The organism is Sorangium sp. So ce448 (assembly GCF_051520915.1).
Classification (GTDB): Bacteria; Myxococcota_A; Polyangia; order Polyangiales; family Polyangiaceae; genus Sorangium; species Sorangium cellulosum_B.
This window is the reverse complement of record NZ_CP150343.1, coordinates 1,543,159-1,566,874: the sequence shown is the minus strand read 5'-3', so window position 1 is coordinate 1,566,874 and position 23,716 is coordinate 1,543,159. Positions and strand designations below refer to the sequence as shown.

Below are 23,716 nucleotides of genomic sequence, written 5' to 3'. Positions count from 1 at the left end.
TTACCGGGCGAGCGCGACGGCGAACGGCGCGAGCCCTCGCCTTCGCAGCACGGACGGGACGAGCAAGGCGACCGCCTCGGGGCCGCGAGCGGTCTCGATGCCTCCGAGATCTTCGATCCAGTCGGCCGGCCAGCCCAGATCGCCGAGCAACCGCCCGACGACCGCCTTCGCGCCCTCGTCGTTGCCGGAGAGGAACGCGGTCGGGGCGGCGCGCAGGCTCGTGGGATCGGCCATGACGGTGAACAGCATGGTGTTCAGCGTCTTGACCACGGCCGTCTCGGGCAGCGCAGCCTGCAGGCGCTCGGCGACGCTGCCGTTCGGGCAAAGCAGGCTGCCGGGAAGGCCGTCGCGGCCGCGCAGCGTCGCGTTGGAGACGTCGACAAGGATCTTCCCCTTCAGCGCGTCGCCGAGGGCGCCGAGCCGCTCCACGCTCGTGTCTCCGGGGGTGGCGTTGATGACGATCGCGGCCAGGCGCGCGGTCTCCGCGTGATCCCTGAAGTCGACGCGCCCTCCCGACCATTTCAGCGCCGCCTGCGCCGGGTCCCTGGTGCCGATCGTGACGGCGCGCCCGGCGCCCGCGAGCTTGTTGGCGAGGACCGTGGCGACACGGCCCGAGCCGAGGATTCCAATGTTTCCCATGAGTTGATCCATGTTCAGCCTCCTCCTCTCATCGGATGGTCGACAGGACGCCTACCGCGCCGGCGTGGAGCCCGGGCGCGGCCGCCAGGAAGTCCTCGCTGGCGAGGCTCCAGCGCTCCCCGCGTGTGTCCGTGACCGCGCCCCCGGCCTCCGCGACGAGCAGCGCCCCGGCGACGAGCTCGGAGCGGATCTGGCTGTACTGCCAGAAGACGTCCATCCGGCCGGCCGCGACCTGGATGAGCTGGAGAGTGGCCGGGACCGAGACGCGCAGGACGAGCGCGCTCCCGAGCATCGCGGTGACGGACATGCCAATCCGCCGGTAGGTCTCCGCGTCCTCACCCGGCTTCGCCTGGCCGGTCCCGACGAAGGCGGCGCCGAGCTCCGTCTTCGCCGACGCTCGGATCCTCCTCGTCCCGACGTACGCGCCGGCGCCCTTCCGGGCGGTGTACGTGTCGCCGGTCAAGGGCAGGTGCACAGCCGTCAGGACCGGCTCGTTGTCGCGGACGAGGGTCGCCGTGACGCACCAGTCCGCCATCCCGTGAACGTGGTTGATGTTCCCCTCGACGGTGTCGGTGACCCACCACTCCCCCGGCGGGAGGGGCCCGCACTCGAGCTCGTCCTCGACCCACCGGGCCTCCGGGCGAGCGCGCGACAAGGGCTCGCGGAGCGCCTCGAGGGAAACCGCATCGTTGGCGCCCAGCGCGGCGAAGATGTCCTCTCGGCTCCTCGGGCGCGGCTCTGTCGAGAAGCGACCGACGAGCCGCTCGCCCGCCGTGGAGAGCGCCGCGACGACCGCGGGCAGCAGGAGCTCGTCCTCCGCGCGGCCCGGGCTCCGGTCTCGCCACCTCACATCGTTGTTCATCTGCTCGGAATGCTCGGAGTGATCGGAATGAATCGACATGAATCCTCCTCGGACGAGCGGCGCGCGCGTGTTCGCAAACCGCTGAACGCTGAACCAGCGCGCGGAGGAATAAACCCTGGACGACACATGCCGTCCAATGCATAGTTGGTATGAGGAAGAATTACCGCCATGCATGTGGACCTGAACCTGTTGCCGGCGCTGGACGCGTTGCTCGAGGAGAGGAGCGTCAGCGCCGCGGCGGCCCGCTTGCGCCTGTCCCAGCCCGCGATGAGCCGGACGCTGGGGCGCATCCGGGACGCCACGGGGGACCCGATCCTCGTGCGCGCCGGCCGGACGATGGCGCTCACGCCCCGCGCGCTGGCCCTGCGAGAGGAGGTCCAGGCCATCGTCCAGCGAGCGCACGCGGTGTTCGCGCCCGAGCGGGAGCTCGACCTGGCGAGGCTCGATCGGACCTTCACCGTCCGCTGCCACGACGCCCTGACGACGGCGCTCGGCACACGGCTCTTGCGAGCGGTGCAGGAGCAGGCCCCTCTCGCGAAGGTCCGGCTCCTGGCCGAGCCCGCGGGAGATACGGACGACCTGCGCCACGGGCGCGTGGATCTCGAGATCGGCTCGACGGAGCCCGCGCTCCCCGAGATCCGGGGGGAGCTGGTCGGCGAAGATCGCGTCGTCGTCGCCCTCCGCCGGGCCCACCCGCTCGCGCGCGGCCGGCTCACCGCCAGGCGCTACGCCGAGGCGCTGCACGTCATCGTCTCACGCCGTGGCCGCCTGCGCGATCCGATTGACGAGGCGCTCGAGGCGCTGGGGCTGCGGCGGCGCGTCGTCGCGGCGGCGCCCACGTGCGCGGCGGCCATCCATTTCGCCCACGAGAGCGATCTCGTCGTCGCGCTGCCGGCGCGCGTCTGCGGCCCCATCGTGCGGGCGCTGGGCCTCATCACCCGCCCGCTGCCGCTCGACGCGCCGGAGCTCAGGATCGTCCAGCTGTGGCACCAGCGCTGCGAGGGCGACAAGGCGCACGCATGGCTGCGCGGGCACACGCGCGAGATCCTCCGAGCGATCTGCCGTGGAGAGGCGTGACCCAGCGGCAACCTGCCAGCCGCGGCCGGCGCTCACGGGCATGACGCCTACCACTACTGCGGGAAGTTGGACGGGGAAGTGAACCGCCAAGGCGCCGAGGGCGCCAAGAAACCTGGGAAATGGAAGGGGAAAATGCCGGGACGGCACGTCCTCTCTCTCCTTGGCGGCCTCGGCGCCTTGGCGGTTTTTCTGCCGATCCGGGGCAACTTCCCGCAGTAGTGCTACCCGCCTGGCGAGCGCGCTCCGCCGCCGGAGGTCGGGCCGGCGCGGCCCTCAACCTCTCCTCGGGCGGCGCGGGGCCTTCGCTGCCGCCGCGGGCGCCCCGGCGCCGTGGCCGCAGCGCAGCAGCGCCTCCCAGAGCGCCTGCGCGACGACGCCGTGCGGGCGGTCGCGGCGGCGGATCACGAACAGCTCCATGGTGTCGGCCACGAACTCGGGGACCTGAAGCGCCACGAGCTCGCCCGCCGCCAGCGCGCCGGCGGCCACGTGCTCGGGCAGCCCGCCCCAGCCCATGCCCGCGAGGAGGACCTCCTTCTTCGCCGCGACGTCGGTGACCGTCCAGCGCAGGCCGCCCTCCAGCACGTTCAGGGACGGCGAGGCGCTCCCCCTCGCGCTGTCGCGCAGGATGATCTGCGCGTGCGCCCGCAGCAGCGCGGGCGGGATCGGCGCGCCGCAGGTCGCCAGGGGGTGATCGAAGCGCGCCACCGGGATCACCCGCACGTCGCAGAAGCGCGCCGTCTCCACCGCCGAGCCGTCGATCCCGAGCTTCGTGGCGACGGCGAGATCGGCGCGGTCCTCGCGCAGGGCGTCGGCGGTGCCCGCCAGCCGCTCGGTGCCGAGCTCGATGCGCACAAGGGGATAACGCGCCAGGAGCCCCCGGAAGATGTCCATGATGGGGCCGAGCGGCGTCACCGCGTCGACGGCGAGCCGCACGATCGGCTCGACCTTCCCCGAGAGGCGCATGCCGAAGCCGCGCAGCGCCTCGGTGCCCTCGATGACGGCCGCGGCGCGCTCGTGGAACAGGCGGCCGGCGTCGGTGAGCGTGGCGCGGTACTCCCGGCGATCGAACAGCTCGATCCCCAGCTCGCGCTCGAGGTTGCGCACCAGCTTGCTCACGGCCGGCTGGGACTTGTGCAGCCGCGCGGACGCGGCGCTGAACGTGCCCTCGCCCGCGACGGCGAGGAAGGCGACGAGCTGATCGTAGGTCATGGCGGGGCCCGCGGGATCAAAACCTGGAGTTATGAAGTTGATAGAAACATACCACTTTCTCGGTTCGAGGGGCGGTCCTAGGTTGTCGGCGCGAAAGGAACGACACTCCATGTCCACCAGGATCGATCGCGTCATCATCACAGGCGCCAGCAGCGGTATCGGCCTCGACCTCGCCAGGAGCTTCCTTGCCGAGGGGTCGAGCGTCGTCATGAACGGCCGCGACCCGGAGAAGCTCGAGCAGGCGCGGCGGAGCCTCGACGGCGGGGCGCGCGTCGTCGCCGTGCCGGGCCACGTGGGTGACCGGGCCACGGCGCGGGCCGTCGCCGCGGCCGCGCGCGAGCGCTTCGGCGGCGTCGACGTGCTGATCAACAACGCCGGGATCTTCGGCGTGAAGCCGTTCCTCGAGAGCACGGAGGAGGACCTGGAGCGGTTCTTCACCACCAACGTGAAGGGGACGTTCCTGATGACGCAGGCGGTGGTGCCGCTGATGATCGAGGGCGGCGGGGGTTCGATCATCAATATCGGCACGGTGCTCGTCCAGCAGGCCATGGCGCGGATGCCGGCCTCGGCCGCCATGGCCAGCAAGGGCGGCGTCCACGCGCTCACCGTCTCGCTGGCCGCCGAGCTCGCCGCCCACAACATCCGCGTGAACACGCTGGCGCCCGGCATCATCCGCACGCCGCTCATCGGCGAAGGGGCCGATTCGATGGCCTCGATCCACCCGCTGGGGCGCGTCGGCGAGGTGCGGGACACGACGGAAGCGGCGCTGTTCCTGGCCAGGGCCGGCTTCGTGACCGGCACGACGCTCGACGTGGATGGAGGTTACTCCCATGGGCGCTGAGGGCCGACAGCACGTGCTCCTGGTGGGGCTCCAGCTGGCGGACGAGGCGTCCTATGCCCGCTACCGCGCCGGGATGATGCCGATCCTCTTCTCCTATGGCGGCGCGTTCGGCCACGATTTCGTCGTGGCGCGGGTGCTGAAGGGGGATGAGCGGATCAACCGCGTCTTCACCCTCCTGTTCCCCGACCGCGCGGCGCGGGAGCGGTTCTTCGCCGACCCGCAGTACCGCGCCGTGCGCGCCGAGTTCTTCGAGCCCGCGGTCGCGGCGACCTTCATCCTCGGCGAGTTCGAAGCGACGGCGGAGTGAGCCGCGCGCCGCGCGGCGAGGGAGCAGCGCGTCGCACCACCGGCGCCGGGCTATCCACCGGTCGCCCGGTCGACCGATCGCGCGGCGCCAGCGCCGGCGCGGCGTGACACGCCCGCTGGATCGCGGATGGCATCAAGGGGTGTAGACGATGTCGCCGTCATCGAAGGAGCCGCCGGGGATCGAGACGCCGACCGCGCCGTAGTAGTTCACGTCGACGGCGTCGACGCCCGCGCCCGGGCTGCCCAGGTCAGAGAAGGTGAAGCGGTTCGCCGCGGCGAACGCGCCGCCCGAGGTCCAGCACGTGCCATGGCCATCGAAGCTCCAGCTTCCGCCGCTCACGGTATGGGGACGGAAGCGCAGGTAGCGGCAGGTGACGGGGGCTTCGCCGGGATTGTGGATGATGATCGTGAAATGCCCCCTGAGCGAGCCGTCGACCTGCTGGCTCACCGAGCCCATGAAGCTGGCATGGCCGCGCACGCCCCATCCGGAGAGCGTCGGCAGCGGCCCGGCCGCCGCAGGGGACGAGAACGCGGTGACGGCCAGGCCGGCGGCCATCGTGAGCGACATGACGAGGGAGCGGGTCTTGTGGGTCGTGTTCGTGGGCAGCATCGGTTCTCCTTGGCCGTTTCAGCGAGCCTCGCGCGGCGTCTTTCGTGCCGATATCAGCCGGACACTCGCATGGGCCGTACCAGGGCCAACGAGGGGAGCGGGGTGAGGGAGAGAGGCGGTTTCAGCCGGGATCCTGGCGGCGGCGCGGCGCGGGGGACGCGGGGCTGGAGGGGCGCGCCTCCATGTCTGGTGGTGGCTCGCGGCACCACCGGGAGCGCGCGAGCCGTCGTGCCTTGGTGAGAGGGCGTCACAAGCAGGCTTCGCTCTGACAGGCAGGCTTCATGATGTTCTCGCTACACGCACAGCGGTGCTCCTCGCGGAGCGGCGAGCATCTGTGATATGCGAGTTCACCATGCCCCTTCCCAAGCACCCCCGCGTCGTCATCACGGGCGCGGCCTCGGGCCTCGGCCGCGCGCTCGCCCTCGAGCTCGCGAGCCGTCGCGCGAAGCTGCTCCTCGCCGACCTCAACGACGAAGGATCCCAGGAGACCGCGCGCCTCGTCGCCAGCGCCGGAGGTGAGGCGCACACGGTCCGCTGCGACGTGAGCCGGAGCGACGACGTGGCGGAGCTCGTGGGCGAGGCCGATCGCGCCCTCGGCGGGGTCGATCTCGTCGTGAACAACGCGGGCGTATGCGCCGGCGGGCAGGTCGGCGAGATCCCCCTCTCGGACTGGGGGTGGATCCTGGGCGTCAACCTCTGGGGCGTCATTCACGGCTGCCACGCGTTCACGCCGCGCTTCAAGGAGCAGCGGAGCGGACACTTCCTCAACGTCGCGTCCGCCGCCGGCTTCATCTCGGTGCCCGGGCTCGCCCCCTACTGCGTCACCAAGGCCGCTGTCGTCGCCCTCTCCGAGGCGCTGCGGGTCGAGCTCGCCCCGCACGGCGTCGGGGTCACGGTCCTGTGCCCGACCTTCTTCAGGACGCAGATCGTCGAGAGCGGGCGCGGCCTCGACGCGGCCGCCAGGGACGCCGCCCTCAAGCTCATGGGGCGCGAGGGGCTCCAGGCCGCCTACGTGGCGCGGCGCGCGCTCGAATCGGTCGACGCCGGCAGCCTCTACGCCGTGCCTCACCGCGACGGCCGCTGGGTCTGGCGGCTGAAGCGCGCTGTCCCCGAGCTGCTCCACGACGTCCTCCTGCCGCAGGTGATGCGCAGGGTGCTCTGACCGACGACGCCGCGCCGTTCGGCCCCCCAGCGCCGGGGCCAAGCCGCGGCCGGCGCCGGCAGCTGGGACCGAGTTGCCCCCGGGAGTCGGCCAGGGAGTCGGAGAGATATTTCAACGCAAAGGCGCAAAGACGCAAAGGCGCAAACCTGCATAAAATCTGTTCCTTTTTGCGTCTTTGCGTCTTTGCGCCTTTGCGTTGAAATCTCCCCTCGCTCGCGGGACAGATCCCTGGCAGGACGATTCCGCGAGGACGAACCGTTGAGATCCGTCGGATCCTCGCTTGCCGCGCCCTTGCCCGAGGCTCGGTCGCGCGAGCCTATTTCCGGACTGTCTGTGGCGGAGAAGCGCCTTCTCTGTGCCTGGAACGTGCAGCACGACGGGCGGATGTTCGGCTATGAACCGATGCGATTCGAACCGCAGGGCTCGCCGCCTCGCGACGCCCGGCTCCAGCGCTGGCCCGAATGCACGGCGAGCTTTCCCAGTCGCACGAGCACCGTGGCCGACATACTCGGCTGCATGGATGTGGCGCAGTCGGGCAACCCCTGGTTACGAACGCCGTGCGAGATGGCGTTGGAGACGCGTTCCATGAAACGCAGTGTCAAGACGGATCCCTCCCGTTCGGCGGCCGTGCTCGTCTTTCGCGGAGGCGTCCTCTCCCACCTCCTCCGACGTGTCCGGTGGCGCGGCCACGGCCGGCAGGCGCGGGAACAGCAGGATTGACCTTGCGGACGCCATGTTTTTATGATGCCGGGGGCGCCTCCACTCTGTTCGAACTCGGAGCCAACGCCCCAGGCTCCACTGCCCTGATCAACGACGGCGGCTCTGCCCCGGCAAGCGGCGGGCCCCCCAGCTCTCCGAGGTCCCGATGAGGTTTTCGCGCTTCGTTTCCATCCTCGCCACCACGGTCGCGCTCGGTCTCTCGCACGCCCCCGCGGCGCTGGCCGACGACGCCGCCGACAAGGCCCTGGCGGCGACCGAAGCGGCCATGAACAAGGCCAAGACGCTCTACTTCGAATACGAGGCCAAGACGACGGAGAGCGGCAAACCAGAGAAGACCGTCGGCATCAACGTGTGGATGAAGGGTGAGAAGCGCCTCGCCGAGTTCACCGCTCCGGCGGACCTCAAAGGCACCAAGGTCCTCATCCTCTCCCCTACCGAGATGTACGTCTATCTGCCGTCCTTCGGCAAAGTCCGCCGCATCGCCAGCCACACAAGCGATCAGAGCGCCTTCGGCATGGCCTTCAGCCAGGAAGACCTGGCCACCCAGAAGTACGGCACCTACACGCCGGCCGTCAGCTCCTCCAGCGCCAAGGAGGTCAAGCTCACGCTCGCCCCGAGGAGCGGCCAGACGACCTCCTACGCCAAGATCGAGATGACGATCACGAAGGACAAGAACGTCCCCGGCGAGCTCAAGTATTACAACACCGAGGGCAAGCTGGTGAAGACCGAGACCCGCACCGGCTACTCCTGCGACGGCGACGTCTGCACCCCCGGCACCCTCAAGATGGTGGACCACACGAAGAACCTCACCACAACGCTCACGCGCAAGAAGGTGAAGGTGAACGAGGCCATCACCGACGACACCTTCTCCAAGCGCAACCTGGAGAAGTGAGCGACACGGCCGTCGACGGCCACCCTCTCCCCCACCCGCCTCTCGGCTTCAAAAGACCTATTCCCGTGTTTTGCCCCCCCCTGAAGTGGCGGCGTAGTGGTCGCCGAAGCAATGGCATCGCATTGCCGTCCATCAAGGCGAGACGGGACCCATCGAGTACGACTGGGCCCGAGCACGCGTCGTCGGCAGCCGTCGGCGCTTGCCGGCCGACGATCTCTGGCTCCTGGCCCGCCGCTCTGTCTCGAAGCCGTCGGAAGGTAGCCGCTCCGCAGACCGCGTCTTTCCCCTGGCCAGATTCGGTTACACGCTACGCGACGCCAGATGAGGGCCGTGCCCTCGCCGAGCGAAGAGGAGCGAGCGATGCCAGGAAGCAGGGAGCTGGTACAGCTGCGTGCAGAGCTGTCGAGGTATCGAGAGCAGAAGAGCCGTGGGAAATTCCCGAGCGAGCTGCGGGAGCGAGCCGAGGCCTACGCCAAGGCGCGCTCCCGCTCGGGGGCAACACCGACCGAGATCGCCACGGAGCTCGGTGTCCACAAGATGACTGCCGACCGATGGGTGGCTGACGGTGAGCGCGCAGACGAGGGTGCGTCGCCAAGAGCCCCCAAGGCGGCTCAGCAGGTTCCGTTCCTACCCGTCGTGGTGCGCCCGGAGCGCCGCGAGGCGCCCCCTTTGCGGCTCAACGTCGCGTTTGCCGATGGGACGCGGATGCAGGTATGTGGGATAGGCGCGCGCGAGCTCGTGGAAGCGATCGAAGCGTTGCGGAGGGGACGGTGACCCCCGCGACGATTGCCGTCTATCTGGCGGTCGGTCCAGTGGACTTGCGTGGCGCGTTCGACCGGCTCGCCGCGATCACCCGGCAGGTGCTTTGCCTGGACCCGGCCAGCGGCGCGCTGTTCTTGTTCCTCAACAAGAGGCGCAACCGGCTCAAAGCCCTTTGGTGGGATCGCAATGGATACACGATCTTGTATAAACGTCTCTCGAAGGGTGCATTTGCTCTGCCTTCGTTCACCGAGGCCGACGGCAGGTGTATCGAGCTGTCAGCACAGGACTTCGCGCAGCTGCTCGCCGGTCTGCCTGTAGAAGAGCTGGCAAGCCGCCGCCGGCTGGTCCACTGAGGCGTCTGCGCCGGCGCTCGTCACCGCGCTGCCGGCGCCAGCGCGGCCCGATGGCGGCCGGCGCAGCCCGATGCGGAGATGGATCAGGGCGCGCGCTGCATCGCGCCCGAAGACCTCGCGAGAGCGCGCCGCCGATGGCGCACCATGGCGGTCCTGCATTCCCGTCTTCGACGAGAAATTCTCATCAAAACCAGCGAATTTTCTCTGCACAAGGTACTTGTCAAGAGCAAGCGCAGGGGGCATCCATGGCGCGCCTTGACCTCGACGACACGCTCCGGTGAGACCGCGCTGCCGCAGTCGGCGGAGACAGAGCGCCTTGACGGCGCGGCGCTCGTGCTCGGCTATCTCCAGGCCAGGGGACAAGGACAGGGGAGCCCCGCTGGCCCCGCGTCGGTGGTCGACGCGCTGCTCCGGCGGGTGCAGGAGCTCGAGGCGAGGCTGGCCGAGCTCTCGACGGCGGAGCAGCAGGCCCAAGAGCTCGCTCGCAGCGTCGCGTCGCTCAAGGCGTACAATCAACAGCTGCAGGAGACGATTCGGACCCTGGAGATCGGATTCCGGCGCCACGTCTCCGAGCAGGTCTCGCCTGACCAGCTGCGGCTTTCGCTGGCCGGGGAGCCAGGTGCCTGTCCGGCTCCGACTTCGTCGCAGGCCGAGAGCATCGACGCCGCGCCCGAAGCGGACCCGGGCGAGGCCAGCAGCCCGCCGCCGGGCTCCGCGAGCCCACCGGAGCACGCGGGGACGGCAGAATCCTCCTCCGGCTCCGATCCCGGAGGTGGCAAGCCAGTCAAGCGCCACGAGCACGGGCGCCGCCGCATCGGTGTCATTCCGAGGGTGATCATCGAGTCGCTGCCGCAGGAGGTGCTGCTCAAAGGCCTCGAGCGCTTCGAGCGTGTGGGCGCCGAAGACAGCTCGAGCATCGGCTACCGGCGAGGCGGCCTCCTCGAGCTCGTCACGCGTCGCCTCAAGTACGTGGCCAAGGCGGAGGCACCGGCGGCGAGCAGCGCAGCTGAAGAGGAGCCAGCTCCTTCGCCAGCCGCCGGGCCGGTCTTGAATCACAAGCGCGGCGAGCCGCTCGTCGTGCAGGAGCACGAGCTCCTGGGGATCCCCGCGGACACGTCCTTCAAGCAAAGCCCCTTCGTCGACGGCGTCCTTGTACGCTACACGCCCGAGTCGGACGCTGCGGAGGACAGCGGACCGGTGAAGATCGCGTCGCTGCCGGAGCGCCCGATCGACAGGTGTCTTGCCGATCCGAGCCTCTTGGCCCATCTGTTCGTCCACAAGCTCGACTACCACACGCCGTACTATCGGCAAGAGGTGGAGTCGGATCGCCACGGCTTCCGCATCGGCCGCGGCAACATGACCCGCTGGCAGTACGAGTGTGGCGGCATCGCGATGCGCATCGCCGATGCCATCTGGAGCGACGCCCTCTCGCGGTCGTGGTTCGCCATGGATGCGACGGGCACCGCCATCCGGGCCAAGGACAAGCACCGCTATGGGCATGTCTTCGTCCTGGTCGCGCCCGGCGATGGGGTGCTGTTCCGCTATACACCGACGTACGACGGCCCCACCGTCGCGAAGCTCTTCGGCGGCTACCAGGGGACGCTCGTCGCCGATGCCTCGGCCAACCACAACGTGCTGTTCGGTCCGGGCAAGGCGCGCGAGGCCGGCTGCTGGAGCCATGCACGAAGGCGCTTCTTCAAGGCGTTCAAGGCCGGGGCGGGCAAGGAGGCGGCGTTCGCGCTCCAGACCCTCCAGGCGCTCTTCCGCGTCGAGGAGGAATGCGCCCTGTGCAGCCCGGACGAGCGCCTCGAGATCCGGCAGCGCAAGTCCGCACCGCTGATTGAGAAGCTCTTCGCCTGGGTCGAGGCGCAGCGGCAGGTCGTCCCGGAGCATTCGCCGTTGCGCGAAGGGCTGGTCTATCTGCACAACCAGAGGGAGGCGCTCTGCGAGTTCCTCTCCAACGGGGAGATCCCCATCCACAACAATGCCTCCGAGAGGGCACTGCGCCGCGTCGTCAAGGGACGGCGCAACTGGCTCTTCCACGGCAGCGACGAGCACGCTGTCCGGTCTTGTGCCATCACGTCGCTCATCGCGACTTGCCAGATGCACGGGTTCGACCCCGAGCTCTACTTGCAGGAGATCCTGACCGTGGCTCCGAGCTATCCGCTCAGTCGCATCCTCGACCTGAGTCCCAAGAACTGGGTCGCGACGCGACAACGCCTCATCGCCGAAGGGCGGCTCAAGTACCTGGACCTGGCTCGGATCACCGGCTCGCGGCTCGCCTTCCGCGACCGCTGATCGCGCCGCGTCGCCCGCTTCCGTCGCGCCCACAGCGCTCGTCGCGTCCGGAGCGGCCGAGACCGGCGCGCGTCCTTTCCGCGCCGAGGTGCGTCGGCTCGTCGAGCCGGTGCTGTCGTCGCTTCGCCCGGCCGCCGTCGAGCTCGTCCTGGCGGGGCCCCTTCGGGTCGCATCGCTTCGGCGCTGCTTGTCCGCGTCTCGCGTCGGCCGCCGTCCGCTCACCTCCTCTGCGGACGGCTGGGCGGCGCTCTTGCGGCGCCGCACGCCGGCGGCCTCCGTCGCTCCCGAGCGCTCCTGCTGCCCGGCCGCGCGACGCGGGCGCCCGGTCGCGCGGCCGGGGGCGTCCTCGCGGCCTGGCCACGGGACGTGCGGCGCAGACAGCTTCAGCACCGCCGTCGTCAGGCTCGGCACTTCGACGCCTGCGTCCCCGCTCCGTCGCTCCGTCATCGCACCGCGACTCTACGCACGGGGCCGCCTTCCACAAGCACGCTTCGGAACGCGCTCTGCGGAGCGGCTACGGCTGGGCGGCGCTCTTGCGGCGCCGCACGCCGGCGGCCTCCGTCGCTCCCGAGCGCTCCTGCTGCCCGGCCGCGCGACGCGGGCGCCCGGTCGCGCGGCCGGGGGCGTCCTCGCGGCCTGGCCACGGGACGTGCGGCGCAGACAGCTTCAGCACCGCCGTCGTCAGGCTCGGCACTTCGACGCCTGCGTCCCCGCTCCGTCGCTCCGTCATCGCACCGCGACTCTACGCACGGGGCCGCCTTCCACAAGCACGCTTCGGAACGCGCTCTGCGGAGCGGCTACGTCGGAAGTGGCCTACTACCTGTCCAACGCCGGAGCCAACACACCGCTGACAACGCTCGCGCACGACGCTTCCACGCGCTACACGATCGAGCTGTGCTTCGAGGAGGCGAAGGATAACGTGGGCCTCGACCATTACGAGGTCCGCTCGTGGCCGAGCTGGCATCGGTACATCAGTATGCGTTCTGTAGACCCCATCCTCGCGTGGTGCGCGCCGTCGCCGTAGATTCGCGGCGCGATGCGAGAGCAAGAGCGGCCTGCGAGGAAGGGTGGCTGGACCCAGCAGCGAGCGGAGGAAGCGGCGGTCGACGCCGAGGTCGCCGCCCGCGTGCACGTCGCCCGCAAGCGCGCCGCGGCGAAGCCACGTGCCACCGATGCCTCGGCCGAGTCGTCGACAAGGCGCCGGAAGCCACGCGTCGACCGCGCGAGCATCGACGAGGCGTCGCCAGCGCGCCAAAGCCGGCGAGCGGCGCGCCCGGCGGGCGGCAAGGTGGCGTCCGTGCCCGCCACATCGGACGGCGACGCTGAGCTGCGATCAGCTGGGCGCCGCGGCCGGCGCCCGGGGCCACGGACTGGCCGCGAGCCGCTGCCGAGCGTCGGCGTTCTCGAGGGTCTGCTTCCAGGACTTGGGAGCGAGCTCGATGATCCGCTCAGGCGGCCAGGTGGGCAGCAGGATCAGCACGTCGCGCAAGTAGGCCCAGGGCTCGATACCGTGCAGCGCACAGGAGGCGATGAGCGACACGATGGTGGCGTTCCACTCGGCACCGTCCTTGCTGCCCACGAAGATCCAGTTCTTCCTGCCCACGGCCTCACGGCGGAGCTCAAGCTCGCTCCGGTTGTTGTCCAGGCGGAGCCGACCATCCTCGAGGAAGCGATTGAGCGCGGTCCATTGGTTGAGCGCATAGCCGATGGCGCCAGCGATGGGGCTCCTCGGCAGGACGAGCAGGTCCTCTGTCTCAAGCCACACGCGGAAGGCCACGAGCACGGGCTCGGCATCCGTTCGGCGCTGCTCGGTTCGACGGCTCGGAGGCAGCTCCTTCGTCGCCTTGTCGATCGCGTAGAGCTTGCGAATGAAGCCGATGGCTACCGTCGCGCGCTCCCGGTCGGAGGTCATCGCCTCGAAGAACTGTATGCGTTCTGTAGACCCCATCCTCGCGTGGTGCGCGCCGTCGCCGTAGATTCGCGGCGCGATGCGAGAGCAAGAGCGGCCTGCGAGGAAGGGTGGCTGGACCCAGCAGCGAGCGGAGGAAGCGGCGGTCGACGCCGAGGTCGCCGCCCGCGTGCACGTCGCCCGCAAGCGCGCCGCGGCGAAGCCACGTGCCACCGATGCCTCGGCCGAGTCGTCGACAAGGCGCCGGAAGCCACGCGTCGACCGCGCGAGCATCGACGAGGCGTCGCCAGCGCGCCAAAGCCGGCGAGCGGCGCGCCCGGCGGGCGGCAAGGTGGCGTCCGTGCCCGCCACATCGGACGGCGACGCTGAGCTGCGATCAGCTGGGCGCCGCGGCCGGCGCCCGGGGCCACGGACTGGCCGCGAGCCGCTGCCGAGCGTCGGCGTTCTCGAGGGTCTGCTTCCAGGACTTGGGAGCGAGCTCGATGATCCGCTCAGGCGGCCAGGTGGGCAGCAGGATCAGCACGTCGCGCAAGTAGGCCCAGGGCTCGATACCGTGCAGCGCACAGGAGGCGATGAGCGACACGATGGTGGCGTTCCACTCGGCACCGTCCTTGCTGCCCACGAAGATCCAGTTCTTCCTGCCCACGGCCTCACGGCGGAGCTCAAGCTCGCTCCGGTTGTTGTCCAGGCGGAGCCGACCATCCTCGAGGAAGCGATTGAGCGCGGTCCATTGGTTGAGCGCATAGCCGATGGCGCCAGCGATGGGGCTCCTCGGCAGGACGAGCAGGTCCTCTGTCTCAAGCCACACGCGGAAGGCCACGAGCACGGGCTCGGCATCCGTTCGGCGCTGCTCGGTTCGACGGCTCGGAGGCAGCTCCTTCGTCGCCTTGTCGATCGCGTAGAGCTTGCGAATGAAGCCGATGGCTACCGTCGCGCGCTCCCGGTCGGAGGTCATCGCCTCGAAGAACTTCCGCCGGCAATGCGCCCAGCAACCGACCTCGGTCACCTGCTCGGTGCGGAAGAGCTGCTCGTAGACATTCGAGGCGTCGGCCTGGACATAGCCCTTGTAGCCGCGAAGGAACTCCTTCGGGCCATCCTGGTTGTGGTGCGGCGTGAATCGGAACAGGACGTGCTCTCGGTCCGCCACCAAGACCCAGAAGTGGCCCCGCCGGCACTTGTCCTTTGCTTGCACGAGCACGCCGGTGGCATCGATGGCGATACAGTGCGCGTTCAGGGCGTCCTTGGCCATCGCCCCGACAAGGATCGCGAGCTTGTTGGCGCACGATTCGACCCAGCCGCACAGCGTCGAGCGCGAGAGGTGAAGGCCCCAGCGCTCGAACATCTTCTCCAGCCGGTGAAGCGGCAAGTGATCCGCGTACTTGCTCACCAGCACGTGCGCGAGCAAACCCGGACCGGCGAGGCTGCGCGGAACAGGGCTGTCGGGGACGTCGGCGATCGTGATGCCTTGCTCGGGCTCACCTTTGACCGCGAACTTCGGCCTCACGATCTGCAGCCGCACGAAGCTCGCGGGCCGCCACTCGAGCGTCTCCGATACCTCCTCGCCGATGCGGACAAGCGCGGTTGCGCGCTCGTCCTGCGCCTCCGGCGGCAACAGCTCGATCCGCTCGACCGGCAGATGCTCGGGCAGGCGTTGCCGCCCGTGCGGGCGGGCTTGACGCCCCTTGTCCCCGCTTCCGGAGGAGCCGTTCGGCGCCGCGCCATCGCGCCCGTCTGGCGAGCCGGTCGCGCCCGCGTCCGGCTGCGCACCGGCGCCCGCGAGCATCTGCAAGATCGCGTCGAAGGCGAGCTGCATCTGCGCTGGGTCGACGTGCTCGGCCTTCTGGCCGAAGATGTGCCGGCGAAACCGCTCCAGCTCGATGCTGGCGAGCTCGTAGAGCTTGCGGTACTCGTCCCGCTCGTGGGCAGCGCGTGCGAGCTTGTCCTTGAGCTCGCGAATCTGCTCTTCGACCGGCTTGCTCACGGCGCTGTAAGTACTCGTGAGCTCCTGCTTTTTGAAGGGGCTTGTTGAGGAAAATTTCCGCCGCTCGATGCAATGCAACCGTGGGTGCTACCCGGGAGCGTGCGAAGCTGTCAGGTGGGATCAGAGCGCCGGAGGCGATGCGGTCTCGGCGAACGGGACCGCTCTCCGCAACTTCGAAGGCGCAAGGGCGATGCCTTCAAGGATCTTCGCGAGCTCGGCGGCGTCGATGATGACGCTCGTGGCTCCCGGAGTGACGGCACGCGGGGCTCGGAATGCCCCGCGCTCAAGCCTTTTGTAAAGTAGACAGTACCCGCTGCGGTCCCACCAAAGGGCCTTGCAGCGGTCGGCCGCCCGGTTGAAAAAGAGGAACAGGGCTCCGGAGGTAGCCGCTCCGCAGACCGCGTCTTTCCCCTGGCCAGATTCGGTTACACGCTACGCGACGCCAGATGAGGGCCGTGCCCTCGCCGAGCGAAGAGGAGCGAGCGATGCCAGGAAGCAGGGAGCTGGTACAGCTGCGTGCAGAGCTGTCGAGGTATCGAGAGCAGAAGAGCCGTGGGAAATTCCCGAGCGAGCTGCGGGAGCGAGCCGAGGCCTACGCCAAGGCGCGCTCCCGCTCGGGGGCAACACCGACCGAGATCGCCACGGAGCTCGGTGTCCACAAGATGACTGCCGACCGATGGGTGGCTGACGGTGAGCGCGCAGACGAGGGGGCGTCGCCAAGAGCCCCCAAGGCGGCTCAGCAGATTCCGTTCCTACCCGTCGTGGTGCGCCCCGAGCGCCGCGAGGCGCCGCCTTTGCGGCTCAACGTCGCGTTTGCCGACGGGACGCGGATGCAGGTATGTGGGATAGGCGCGCGCGAGCTCGTGGAAGCGCTCGAAGCGTTGCGGAGGGGACGGTGACCCCCGCGACGATAGCCGTCTATCTGGCGGTCGGTCCAGTGGACTTGCGTGGTGCGTTCGACCGGCTCGCCGCGATCACCCGGCAAGTGCTGTGCCTGGACCCGGCCAGCGGCGCGCTGTTCTTGTTCCTCAACAGGAGGCGTAACCGGCTCAAAGCCCTTTGGTGGGATCGCAATGGATACACGATCTTGTATAAGCGTCTCTCGAAGGGTGCATTTGCTCTGCCTTCGTTCACCGAGGCCGACGGCAGGTGTATCGAGCTGTCAGCACAGGACTTCGCGCAGCTGCTCGCCGGTCTGCCTGTAGAAGAGCTGGCAAGCCGCCGCCGGCTGGTCCACTGAGGCGTCTGCGCCGGCGCTCGTTCACCGCGCTGCCGGCGCCAGCGCGGCCCGATGGCGGCCGGCGCAGCCGGATGCGGAGATGGAGCAGGGCGCGCGCTGCATCGCGCCCGAAGACCTCGCGAGCGCGCGCCGCCGATGGCGCACCATGGCGGTCCTGCATTCCCGCCTTCGACGAGAAATTCTCATCGAAAACAGCGAATTTTCTCTGCATAAGGTACTTGTCAAGAGCAAGCGCAGGGGGCATCCATGGCGCGCCTTGACCTCGACGACACGCCCCGGTGAGACCGCGCTGCCGCAGTCGACGGAGGCAGAGCGCCTTGACGGCGCGGCGCTCGTGCTCGGCTATCTCCAGGCCAGGGGACAAGGACAGGGGAGCCCCGCCGGCCCCGCGTCGGTGGTCGACGCGCTGCTCCGGCGGGTGCAGGAGCTCGAGGCGAGGCTGGCCGAGCTCTCGACGGCGGAGCAGCAGGCCCAAGAGCTCGCTCGCACCGTCGCGTCGCTCAAGGCGTACAATCAACAGCTGCAGGAGACGATTCGGACCCTGGAGATCGGATTCCGGCGCCACGTCTCCGAGCAGGTCTCGCCTGACCAGCTGCGGCTTTCGCTGGCCGGAGAGCCAGATGCCTGTCCGGCTCCGACTTCGTCGCAGGCCGAGAGCGTCGACGCCGCGCCCGAAGTGGACCCGGGCGAGGCCAGCGGCCCGCCGCCGGGCTCTGCGAGCCCACCGGAGCACTCGGGGACGGCAGAATCCTCCTCCGGCTCCGATCCCGGAGGTGGCAAGCCAGTCAAGCGCCACGAGCACGGGCGCCGCCGCATCGGTGTCATTCCGAGGGTGATCATCGAGTCGCTGCCGCAGGAGGTGCTGCTCAAAGGCCTCGAGCGCTTCGAGCGTGTGGGCGCCGAAGACAGCTCGAGCATCGGCTACCGGCGTGGCGGCCTCCTCGAGCTCGTCACGCGTCGCCTCAAGTACGTGGCCAAGGCGGAGGCGCCGGCGGCGAGCAGCGCAGCTGAAGAGGCGCCGGCTCCTTCGCCAGCCGCCGGGCCGGCCTTGAATCACGAGCGCGGCGAGCCGCTCGTCGTGCGGGAGCACGAGCTCCTGGGGATCCCCGCGGACACGTCCTTCAAGCAAAGCCCCTTCGTCGACGGCGTCCTTGTACGCTACACGCCCGAGTCGGACGCTGCGGAGGACAGCGGACCGGTGAAGATCGCGTCGCTGCCGGAGCGCCCGATCGACAGGTGCCTTGCCGATCCGAGCCTCTTGGCCCACCTGTTCGTCCACAAGCTCGACTACCACACGCCCTACTACCGGCAAGAGGTGGAGTCGGATCGCCACGGCTTCCGCATCGGCCGCGGCAACATGACCCGCTGGCAGTACGATTGTGGTGGCATCGCGATGCGCATCGCCGATGCTATCTGGAGCGACGCGCTCTCGAGGTCGTGGTTCGCCATGGATGCGACGGGCACCGCCATCCGGGCCAAGGACAAGCACCGCTATGGGCATGTCTTCGTCCTGGTCGCGCCGGGCGATGGGGTGCTGTTCCGCTATACGCCGACGTACGACGGGCCCACCGTCGCGAAGCTCTTCGGCGGCTACCAGGGGACGCTCGTCGCCGATGCCTCGGCCAACCACAACGTGCTGTTCGGGCCGGGCAAGGCGCGTGAGGCCGGCTGCTGGAGCCATGCACGAAGGCGCTTCTTCAAGGCGTTCAAGGCCGGGGCGGGCAAGGAGGCGGCGTTCGCGCTCCAGACCCTCCAGGCGCTCTTCCGCGTCGAGGAGGAATGCGCCCTGTGCAGCCCGGACGAGCGCCTCGAGATCCGGCAGCGCAAGTCCGCACCGCTGATTGAGAAGCTCTTCGCCTGGGTCGAGGCGCAGCGGCAGGTCGTCCCGGAGCATTCGCCGTTGCGCGAAGGGCTGGTCTATCTGCACAACCAGAGGGAGGCGCTCTGCGAGTTCCTCTCCAACGGGGAGATCCCCATCCACAACAATGCCTCCGAGAGGGCACTGCGCCGCGTCGTCAAGGGACGGCGCAACTGGCTCTTCCACGGCAGCGACGAGCACGCTGTCCGGTCTTGTGCCATCTCGTCGCTCATCGCGACCTGCCAGATGCACGGGCTCGACCCCGAGCTCTACTTGCAGGAGATCCTGACCGTGGCTCCGAGCTATCCGCTCAGTCGCATCCTCGACCTGAGTCCCAAGAACTGGGTCGCGACGCGACAACGCCTCATCGCCGAGGGGCGGCTCAAGTACCTGGACCTGGCTCGGATCACCGGCTCGCGGCTCGCCTTCCGCGACCGCTGATCGCGCCGCGTCGCCCGCTTCCGTCGCGCCCACAGCGCTCGTCGCGTCCGGAGCGGCCGAGACCGGCGCGCGTCCTTTCCGCGCCGAGGTGCGTCGGCTCGTCGAGCCGGTGCTGTCGTCGCTTCGCCCGGCCGCCGTCGAGCTCGTCCTGGCGGGGCCCCTTCGGGTCGCATCGCTTCGGCGCTGCTTGTCCGCGTCTCGCGTCGGCCGCCGTCCGCTCACCTCCTCTGCGGACGGCTGGGCGGCGCTCTTGCGGCGCCGCACGCCGGCGGCCTCCGTCGCTCCCGAGCGCTCCTGCTGCCCGGCCGCGCGACGCGGGCGCCCGGTCGCGCGGCCGGGGGCGTCCTCGCGGCCTGGCCACGCGACGTGCGGCGCAGACAGCTTCAGCACCGCCGTCGTCAGGCTCGGCACTTCGACGCCTGCGTCCCCGCTCCGTCGCTCCGTCATCGCACCGCGACTCTACGCACGGGGCCGCCTTCCACAAGCACGCTTCGGAACGCGCTCTGCGGAGCGGCTACCTCCGGAGAGCGGGTCCTGTCGCAGCACCTCGCGCACGACGGCAGCGAGACCATCGAACGAGCGCCGCAGATCGAGCGGCTCGGTGGCAACGTAGATCGAGACGCGGCCAGGGATCATCGCGCCCCCCCGAGCGCACGAACAACGCGCGCCAGCGTAACCTCGTCGAACGACGGCGGGACGCGGACGACCGCGCCGTCGGGCAGGACGACCTCAAGCGGTGCGCCCGAGGAGAGCGCCGTCGCCTCCGGGGAGGCTACCACCACCGGGAGGAATGAAGGCAGCTTCGCCGCGTCTGGGCGCTGCCGGCACTCGCTCCGCTTCATCCCCAGTCGGCGGCTCCAGGAGTAGAGCGTCCCGGCGTTGACGCCCTCCTGCTCCGCGAACACGCGGGCTGAGTGCCCGCTCTTGTGCCAGCGCGTCACTCGATCGCGCCAGGTGCTTCTGCTTTCGTCCATCGACACCTCCGGCGCAGGGTTTTACGCAGCGTTTGGGCCTCAGGACAGCATGCAGGTCGCCGAACGGATACGTACATCACGTTGGGAATGATGGCCCTGGCGTGGTTGGCTTTTGTGCGTGCGAAGCTTCCCGCGGAGGGCGCCTTCCCGTACGCCCCGGCGATGAACCCCAACCTCGTGCCCAAAGCGGCGCGCCCGGGGCAGGGTAAGAACGCCGAGCGCGTGCAGCAGACGGCGCTTGACTCGTCGAGGAAAAAAAGCCCGCGGCGCCCGAAGAAAGCGACGGTCCGCCGACGCTGGCGCCCTGGAGCATTCCCGAAGTCCGCCGCCTGATGGATCTGGTGCTTCCGCCGCTCGCCCATTCGCCCGAGTTCCGCTGGGCATGGTCGAGGTGGCGACGCCGAAAGCGCGCGCAGGCTCGCGCCTGTTGCTACCGGCGTCGCCGCGACCGGCCGCTCGCCCGCGCCCGGGCTCCCTAACCGCGGCTGTAGTACTAGAGCGGCGCAAAGGAACCGACGAGCCGGAGATCGAAAGCTACCCCTGGAGAAGTGTCCGGGCCGAGTGCATTCTCCATTTCACCAAACGACTTTAGAAAGCGCCCCTGCAAAAAATAGTCAGTTCCTTTACCGCTCGCATCATCCTTTGCAGCGAAATTCACTTTCAATGCGCCTAGAATCGTTATAGAGCTGCTTCCTGTCATGTTCTTTGCGACAATGTCATCTGCCGGGGCAGCAAACGGATACGTGATTTGGTATTGAGCTCCGAGGTAGATCACTCCGAGCAGAGCGCTAAGGCTTGCTTGCCCAGAGAATATGCCCATTGTGTTTCGAGTGTCGCTCTCGTCTGTGGATACCGACTTCGGCGCCGCCCATCCTATGTGTGGCCTGATATCAACGATCACAAAAAACTTGGATTCAAAGCTGCCAAGCGATGCTTTAAATGCAAGATCGAGCGTGCCGTCGCCACCGGACAAAAGAACGCGGCGTGCCGCTGCGGATGCCTCCAGCGAGTTCAGCGCCGGTGGCTGAAGAGCGATAGCGACGGCAAAATCAAGCTGGTATATATCGCTCCCTATTATTGACTTCCTGTACGCACCGGTCACAGCTGGAAGGACGTAGCCGCCCTCCTTGATGTCCTCGGGGCGGAAGACGATATCAGCCGACAGACGTACCGCATCCATTGTCTCTCCCAGGCTCGTCTTGACACACGCGCCTTTTTCGCATGATTCGCCGCGATTGCATTCAGCGTCAGCCTCGCATCGTATCGATTCACCACTGGCAGCGCTCACGCCTGATGTGCGGCGAGCCGGGGGAATCGACACGACATGCTGAGCGCAGACCGGCGCAGTCATGGAGAGCAATGCAGAACACATCAAGAAGGCAGAAATAGCAGTCTTCATCATGGCGACGCTGATTCCTTGTTGTGTCGGAAACACGTGATGTTGGTAACGTGCCAATTACTGAGGTGCATCTGCCGGCGCATCCGCCGGAGCGTCCGCCGGAGCGTCCGCCGAAGCGTCTGCCGGAGCGTCCGCCGAAGCATCAGCAGGTGACAAATGCGCAGAGTCACCGGCTGGCGCAGGTGCGTCAAGCACCGTTGCCGCTGCGGGCGCCGTATCCGTTGCGTTGCTTCCAACAGGGTTGCAGTTCTGCGCCGGTCCGGCCTCTGGGCACGAGCACACGGGAGGGGCTTCGCATTCGCAAGGCGGTGGCTTGTACTTCGAGAATGGTTCGAGTATGATTCCGCCGCAATTTGCCGGATGGCCGCTTGAAATTTTCTGTGCGCACTTTCTATTGGATTCGAGCGTCCGATTGGCTCCAATGATCTGTTCTTTGCACGCGACGTGTCCATCTTGCCACGATGTCCATTCCTTAATGAGGAGTTCCCATTCGCTACTGTGCCGCTTGCGTCTTGCTTGGCTGCGTTGATAGATGCGCTTCGCAAGGTCTGGCCATGCATCCGTTACGGCTTCAGCGTCCTGTTCCTCTTGCACGATCGCGTTCGCAACTTCTTTCAAATTGGCTCCTTTAATGAAATCATTGAGCCGAGGCGGCAGCTCGCATGGATGCGGCTGATTTTCAGACTTCTTGCGCGAGCGCGAATTTAGAGCATCTATCGCCTGAGCGATCCTTTTGCTTGCTTTTTTTGCGTTGGCAAAATAGCTTTCGTCGACGTCTTCGTTGAACGCGGCATTAATGGCGTAGATTCGCAGAGGCGTATCATTGATGATTCGATTCGTGACGACGGGACCGCCTGAGTCGAACTGCTGCAGCACAATCGGTTTTCTGACCAGAGTATTCCCTTCCCACTTGATGCCAAAATCAAACTGATCATACTGTGGTGCACCAAAAGCGCCTATAGCAGAACAGTCGCGAGGGACGCCGAATCCGAACAAAATGTACTTGCCCTCTTTTGGCAGGTCAGACGCAAGCTCAGCGGGCTTTACATGCAGAAGAGGGGCATTGAGCCGAGCCACGGCAATGTCCCACTCTGCGCAGCGTGCGGGCTTGCTGTTGCAAATGGATGCTGGGCTCTTGTATTTGAGTGCGCGTGTTGTAAGTCCCTTGATTTGAGAACTTAACTGCTCCAGGTCGACAACGTGTCGGATGTCCCCGCCAATGTTTTCCCCGCTATGGAATAGGTAAATGTGGTCTTTGGATCCGTCCCATGCATCAAAGCAATGAGAGGCCGTCAAGATTACGTTGTATTCTTTGAAGACTGTCGCTGTGCAGCTGACATCGCAGGAGCTCTGTGAAAATTTTTCCTTGCTTTGCCGGATCGAGCAGTGCAGGAGGGCCCCGACCTCGGGATGATACCGCAGAGCTTCTTGGATATTGCTATCCGTCTCTTTCGGGCAGCCGCCTGCTCTGCTCCTTTGATCCCCCTCTCTGGTCTCCGTTGCACCCATGGGACCTCTGAGCTCCGACTGTACCGACGCTCGCAACGGAACGCTCGAGATGGCCGGCGCGCTGCTTGCCCTGTGGGCGGCTGAGTTTGTCAAAGGCGTTGAATCCTTTGGACTTGGATCGCAAGCCAGTAGCCCGATGGACGTAACAATCAACAGCAAGGGCAAGTTTTGATGGCACATAACCGACCGCTATGTTGAGTGAGCGCTCAGGAGGAAGCCAACAGGTATGTTGTATGGCGGTGCTCTCGGGCTAAAGCGCCTTAGAGCGCAGAGCTTCCACAATGCCTCGATTTGGGGCCCGCGTCAACGGCGCGCCGCTCTCCTACATCGAGCAGGTCCCAGAAACAGTCGAGCGCCGCCGGAGCACGCCCCTTCGCCACCGTTCAGGAGTTCGAAGCGACGGCTCGCGCTGGCCAGGATCTCTGACGGGCTCAGGACCCGGAGGCCGGCCAAGGCGAGTTTCATGGCGAGAGGCATGCCGTCGACGTGCTTGACCATCTGTTCGACGATCGCGCGGTCGTAATCGGCAAGCTCTCGTCGCACGACCGGCGCACGCGCACGCGGCGAAGTACGTCTCACCCTCTCCCTCGCTCCACGGCCCGTGGTCGCGCGTCGACCCTGCCCCTGTCGGCTCTGCGCCCGTGCACTGGCTCGACGTGCGTGGCGCGAGCGTT

26 protein-coding genes and 1 pseudogene are annotated in these 23,716 nt (G+C 67.9%); 14 read left to right on the top strand and 13 right to left on the bottom strand.

The window, feature by feature from the left end:
* Both WMF45_RS05805 and WMF45_RS05800 read right to left on the bottom strand, forming a co-directional pair.
* On the bottom strand, positions 1–639 hold the full coding sequence (locus tag WMF45_RS05805; RefSeq protein WP_437715953.1) for an NADPH-dependent F420 reductase: 639 nt from the start codon (positions 637–639) through the stop codon (positions 1–3).
* A gap of 28 nt (positions 640–667) precedes the next feature.
* The gene (locus WMF45_RS05800; RefSeq protein ID WP_437719495.1) at positions 668–1,501 is read right to left on the bottom strand and encodes an inositol monophosphatase family protein; all 834 of its coding nucleotides are present in this window, start codon (positions 1,499–1,501) and stop codon (positions 668–670) included.
* Between the two features lie 168 nt (positions 1,502–1,669).
* On the opposite strand from WMF45_RS05800, the gene WMF45_RS05795 reads away from it, so the two are divergent.
* Entirely contained in the window at positions 1,670–2,578 is a 909-nt protein-coding gene (locus tag WMF45_RS05795; protein ID WP_437715952.1) for a LysR family transcriptional regulator, read from the top strand.
* A 273-nt stretch (positions 2,579–2,851) separates the two neighbouring features.
* On the opposite strand, the gene WMF45_RS05790 is transcribed toward WMF45_RS05795, so the two are convergent.
* Positions 2,852–3,787, bottom strand: a complete 936-nt coding sequence (locus tag WMF45_RS05790; RefSeq protein WP_437715951.1) for a LysR family transcriptional regulator — start codon at positions 3,785–3,787, stop codon at positions 2,852–2,854.
* Positions 3,788–3,896: 109 nt separating this feature from the next.
* On the opposite strand from WMF45_RS05790, the gene WMF45_RS05785 reads away from it, so the two are divergent.
* Positions 3,897–4,628: an SDR family NAD(P)-dependent oxidoreductase gene (locus WMF45_RS05785; RefSeq protein WP_437715950.1), complete on the top strand. Its 732-nt coding sequence runs from the start codon at positions 3,897–3,899 to the stop codon at positions 4,626–4,628.
* The gene (locus tag WMF45_RS05780) at positions 4,618–4,935 is read left to right on the top strand and encodes a DUF1330 domain-containing protein (protein ID WP_437715949.1); all 318 of its coding nucleotides are present in this window, start codon (positions 4,618–4,620) and stop codon (positions 4,933–4,935) included. Before WMF45_RS05785 ends, WMF45_RS05780 begins: the two co-directional genes overlap by 11 nt.
* Before the next feature lie 132 nt (positions 4,936–5,067).
* On the opposite strand, the gene WMF45_RS05775 is transcribed toward WMF45_RS05780, so the two are convergent.
* Positions 5,068–5,544 (bottom strand): hypothetical protein, encoded by a 477-nt coding sequence (locus WMF45_RS05775; protein ID WP_437715948.1) that lies wholly within the window; start codon positions 5,542–5,544, stop codon positions 5,068–5,070.
* A gap of 352 nt (positions 5,545–5,896) precedes the next feature.
* Here WMF45_RS05775 and WMF45_RS05770 point away from each other — a divergent pair, with 352 nt between their 5' ends.
* From WMF45_RS05770 to tnpC (WMF45_RS05745), 6 genes are all read left to right on the top strand, one after another.
* Entirely contained in the window at positions 5,897–6,706 is an 810-nt protein-coding gene (locus WMF45_RS05770) for an SDR family NAD(P)-dependent oxidoreductase (RefSeq protein WP_437715947.1), read from the top strand.
* Between the two features lie 333 nt (positions 6,707–7,039).
* Entirely contained in the window at positions 7,040–7,426 is a 387-nt protein-coding gene (locus WMF45_RS05765) for a hypothetical protein (RefSeq protein WP_437715946.1), read from the top strand.
* Between the two features lie 145 nt (positions 7,427–7,571).
* Complete coding sequence (locus WMF45_RS05760) at positions 7,572–8,318, top strand: outer membrane lipoprotein-sorting protein (RefSeq protein ID WP_437715945.1); 747 nt, start codon at positions 7,572–7,574, stop codon at positions 8,316–8,318.
* Positions 8,319–8,639: 321 nt separating this feature from the next.
* Entirely contained in the window at positions 8,640–9,092 is a 453-nt protein-coding gene (locus tag WMF45_RS05755) for a helix-turn-helix domain-containing protein (protein WP_437715944.1), read from the top strand.
* Complete coding sequence (tnpB, locus tag WMF45_RS05750) at positions 9,089–9,433, top strand: IS66 family insertion sequence element accessory protein TnpB (protein WP_437715943.1); 345 nt, start codon at positions 9,089–9,091, stop codon at positions 9,431–9,433. Before WMF45_RS05755 ends, tnpB (WMF45_RS05750) begins: the two co-directional genes overlap by 4 nt.
* Before the next feature lie 255 nt (positions 9,434–9,688).
* Positions 9,689–11,731 carry an IS66 family transposase gene (tnpC, locus tag WMF45_RS05745; RefSeq protein ID WP_437715942.1) on the top strand — a complete coding sequence of 681 codons (2,043 nt, stop codon included), beginning with the start codon at positions 9,689–9,691 and terminating at the stop codon, positions 11,729–11,731.
* 514 nt (positions 11,732–12,245) lie between these two features.
* Here tnpC (WMF45_RS05745) and WMF45_RS05740 read toward each other — a convergent pair.
* Positions 12,246–12,461 carry a hypothetical protein gene (locus tag WMF45_RS05740; protein ID WP_437715941.1) on the bottom strand — a complete coding sequence of 72 codons (216 nt, stop codon included), beginning with the start codon at positions 12,459–12,461 and terminating at the stop codon, positions 12,246–12,248.
* 78 nt (positions 12,462–12,539) lie between these two features.
* Between WMF45_RS05740 and WMF45_RS05735 the strand changes: the two genes are divergently transcribed.
* Positions 12,540–12,755 carry a hypothetical protein gene (locus WMF45_RS05735; protein WP_437715940.1) on the top strand — a complete coding sequence of 72 codons (216 nt, stop codon included), beginning with the start codon at positions 12,540–12,542 and terminating at the stop codon, positions 12,753–12,755.
* A 309-nt stretch (positions 12,756–13,064) separates the two neighbouring features.
* On the opposite strand, the gene WMF45_RS05730 is transcribed toward WMF45_RS05735, so the two are convergent.
* From WMF45_RS05730 to tnpB (WMF45_RS05720), 3 genes and pseudogenes are all read right to left on the bottom strand, one after another.
* Positions 13,065–13,679: an IS66 family transposase gene (locus WMF45_RS05730; protein WP_437715939.1), complete on the bottom strand. Its 615-nt coding sequence runs from the start codon at positions 13,677–13,679 to the stop codon at positions 13,065–13,067.
* A 337-nt stretch (positions 13,680–14,016) separates the two neighbouring features.
* Positions 14,017–15,699 carry an IS66 family transposase gene (gene tnpC, locus WMF45_RS05725; RefSeq protein WP_437709625.1) on the bottom strand — a complete coding sequence of 561 codons (1,683 nt, stop codon included), beginning with the start codon at positions 15,697–15,699 and terminating at the stop codon, positions 14,017–14,019.
* A gap of 42 nt (positions 15,700–15,741) precedes the next feature.
* Positions 15,742–15,999, bottom strand: a pseudogene (tnpB, locus tag WMF45_RS05720) (IS66 family insertion sequence element accessory protein TnpB); the annotation flags it as partial.
* 107 nt (positions 16,000–16,106) lie between these two features.
* Here tnpB (WMF45_RS05720) and WMF45_RS05715 point away from each other — a divergent pair.
* The 3 genes from WMF45_RS05715 to tnpC (WMF45_RS05705) all read left to right on the top strand — a co-directional run bounded on the left by WMF45_RS05715 (position 16,107) and on the right by tnpC (WMF45_RS05705) (position 19,160).
* Entirely contained in the window at positions 16,107–16,520 is a 414-nt protein-coding gene (locus tag WMF45_RS05715) for a helix-turn-helix domain-containing protein (protein ID WP_129572567.1), read from the top strand.
* On the top strand, positions 16,517–16,861 hold the full coding sequence (gene tnpB, locus WMF45_RS05710; protein ID WP_165373740.1) for an IS66 family insertion sequence element accessory protein TnpB: 345 nt from the start codon (positions 16,517–16,519) through the stop codon (positions 16,859–16,861). Before WMF45_RS05715 ends, tnpB (WMF45_RS05710) begins: the two co-directional genes overlap by 4 nt.
* A gap of 256 nt (positions 16,862–17,117) precedes the next feature.
* Positions 17,118–19,160: an IS66 family transposase gene (gene tnpC, locus WMF45_RS05705; protein ID WP_437709634.1), complete on the top strand. Its 2,043-nt coding sequence runs from the start codon at positions 17,118–17,120 to the stop codon at positions 19,158–19,160.
* Between the two features lie 459 nt (positions 19,161–19,619).
* Here the strand turns inward: tnpC (WMF45_RS05705) and tnpB (WMF45_RS05700) are convergent, their stop codons facing one another.
* From tnpB (WMF45_RS05700) to WMF45_RS05685, 4 genes are all read right to left on the bottom strand, one after another.
* Entirely contained in the window at positions 19,620–19,796 is a 177-nt protein-coding gene (tnpB, locus tag WMF45_RS05700) for an IS66 family insertion sequence element accessory protein TnpB (RefSeq protein ID WP_437715938.1), read from the bottom strand.
* Positions 19,793–20,134: an IS66 family insertion sequence element accessory protein TnpA gene (gene tnpA, locus WMF45_RS05695; protein WP_437709629.1), complete on the bottom strand. Its 342-nt coding sequence runs from the start codon at positions 20,132–20,134 to the stop codon at positions 19,793–19,795. The genes tnpB (WMF45_RS05700) and tnpA overlap by 4 nt, the downstream gene beginning before the upstream one ends.
* 493 nt (positions 20,135–20,627) lie before the next feature.
* On the bottom strand, positions 20,628–21,536 hold the full coding sequence (locus WMF45_RS05690) for a hypothetical protein (protein WP_437715937.1): 909 nt from the start codon (positions 21,534–21,536) through the stop codon (positions 20,628–20,630).
* 54 nt (positions 21,537–21,590) lie between these two features.
* The gene (locus tag WMF45_RS05685; RefSeq protein WP_437715936.1) at positions 21,591–23,042 is read right to left on the bottom strand and encodes a hypothetical protein; all 1,452 of its coding nucleotides are present in this window, start codon (positions 23,040–23,042) and stop codon (positions 21,591–21,593) included.
* A 49-nt stretch (positions 23,043–23,091) separates the two neighbouring features.
* Here WMF45_RS05685 and WMF45_RS05680 point away from each other — a divergent pair, with 49 nt between their 5' ends.
* The gene (locus WMF45_RS05680; protein WP_437715935.1) at positions 23,092–23,214 is read left to right on the top strand and encodes a hypothetical protein; all 123 of its coding nucleotides are present in this window, start codon (positions 23,092–23,094) and stop codon (positions 23,212–23,214) included.
* Between the two features lie 131 nt (positions 23,215–23,345).
* On the opposite strand, the gene WMF45_RS05675 is transcribed toward WMF45_RS05680, so the two are convergent.
* Positions 23,346–23,585 carry a hypothetical protein gene (locus WMF45_RS05675; protein ID WP_437715934.1) on the bottom strand — a complete coding sequence of 80 codons (240 nt, stop codon included), beginning with the start codon at positions 23,583–23,585 and terminating at the stop codon, positions 23,346–23,348.
* Positions 23,586–23,716: the final 131 nt, after the last annotated feature.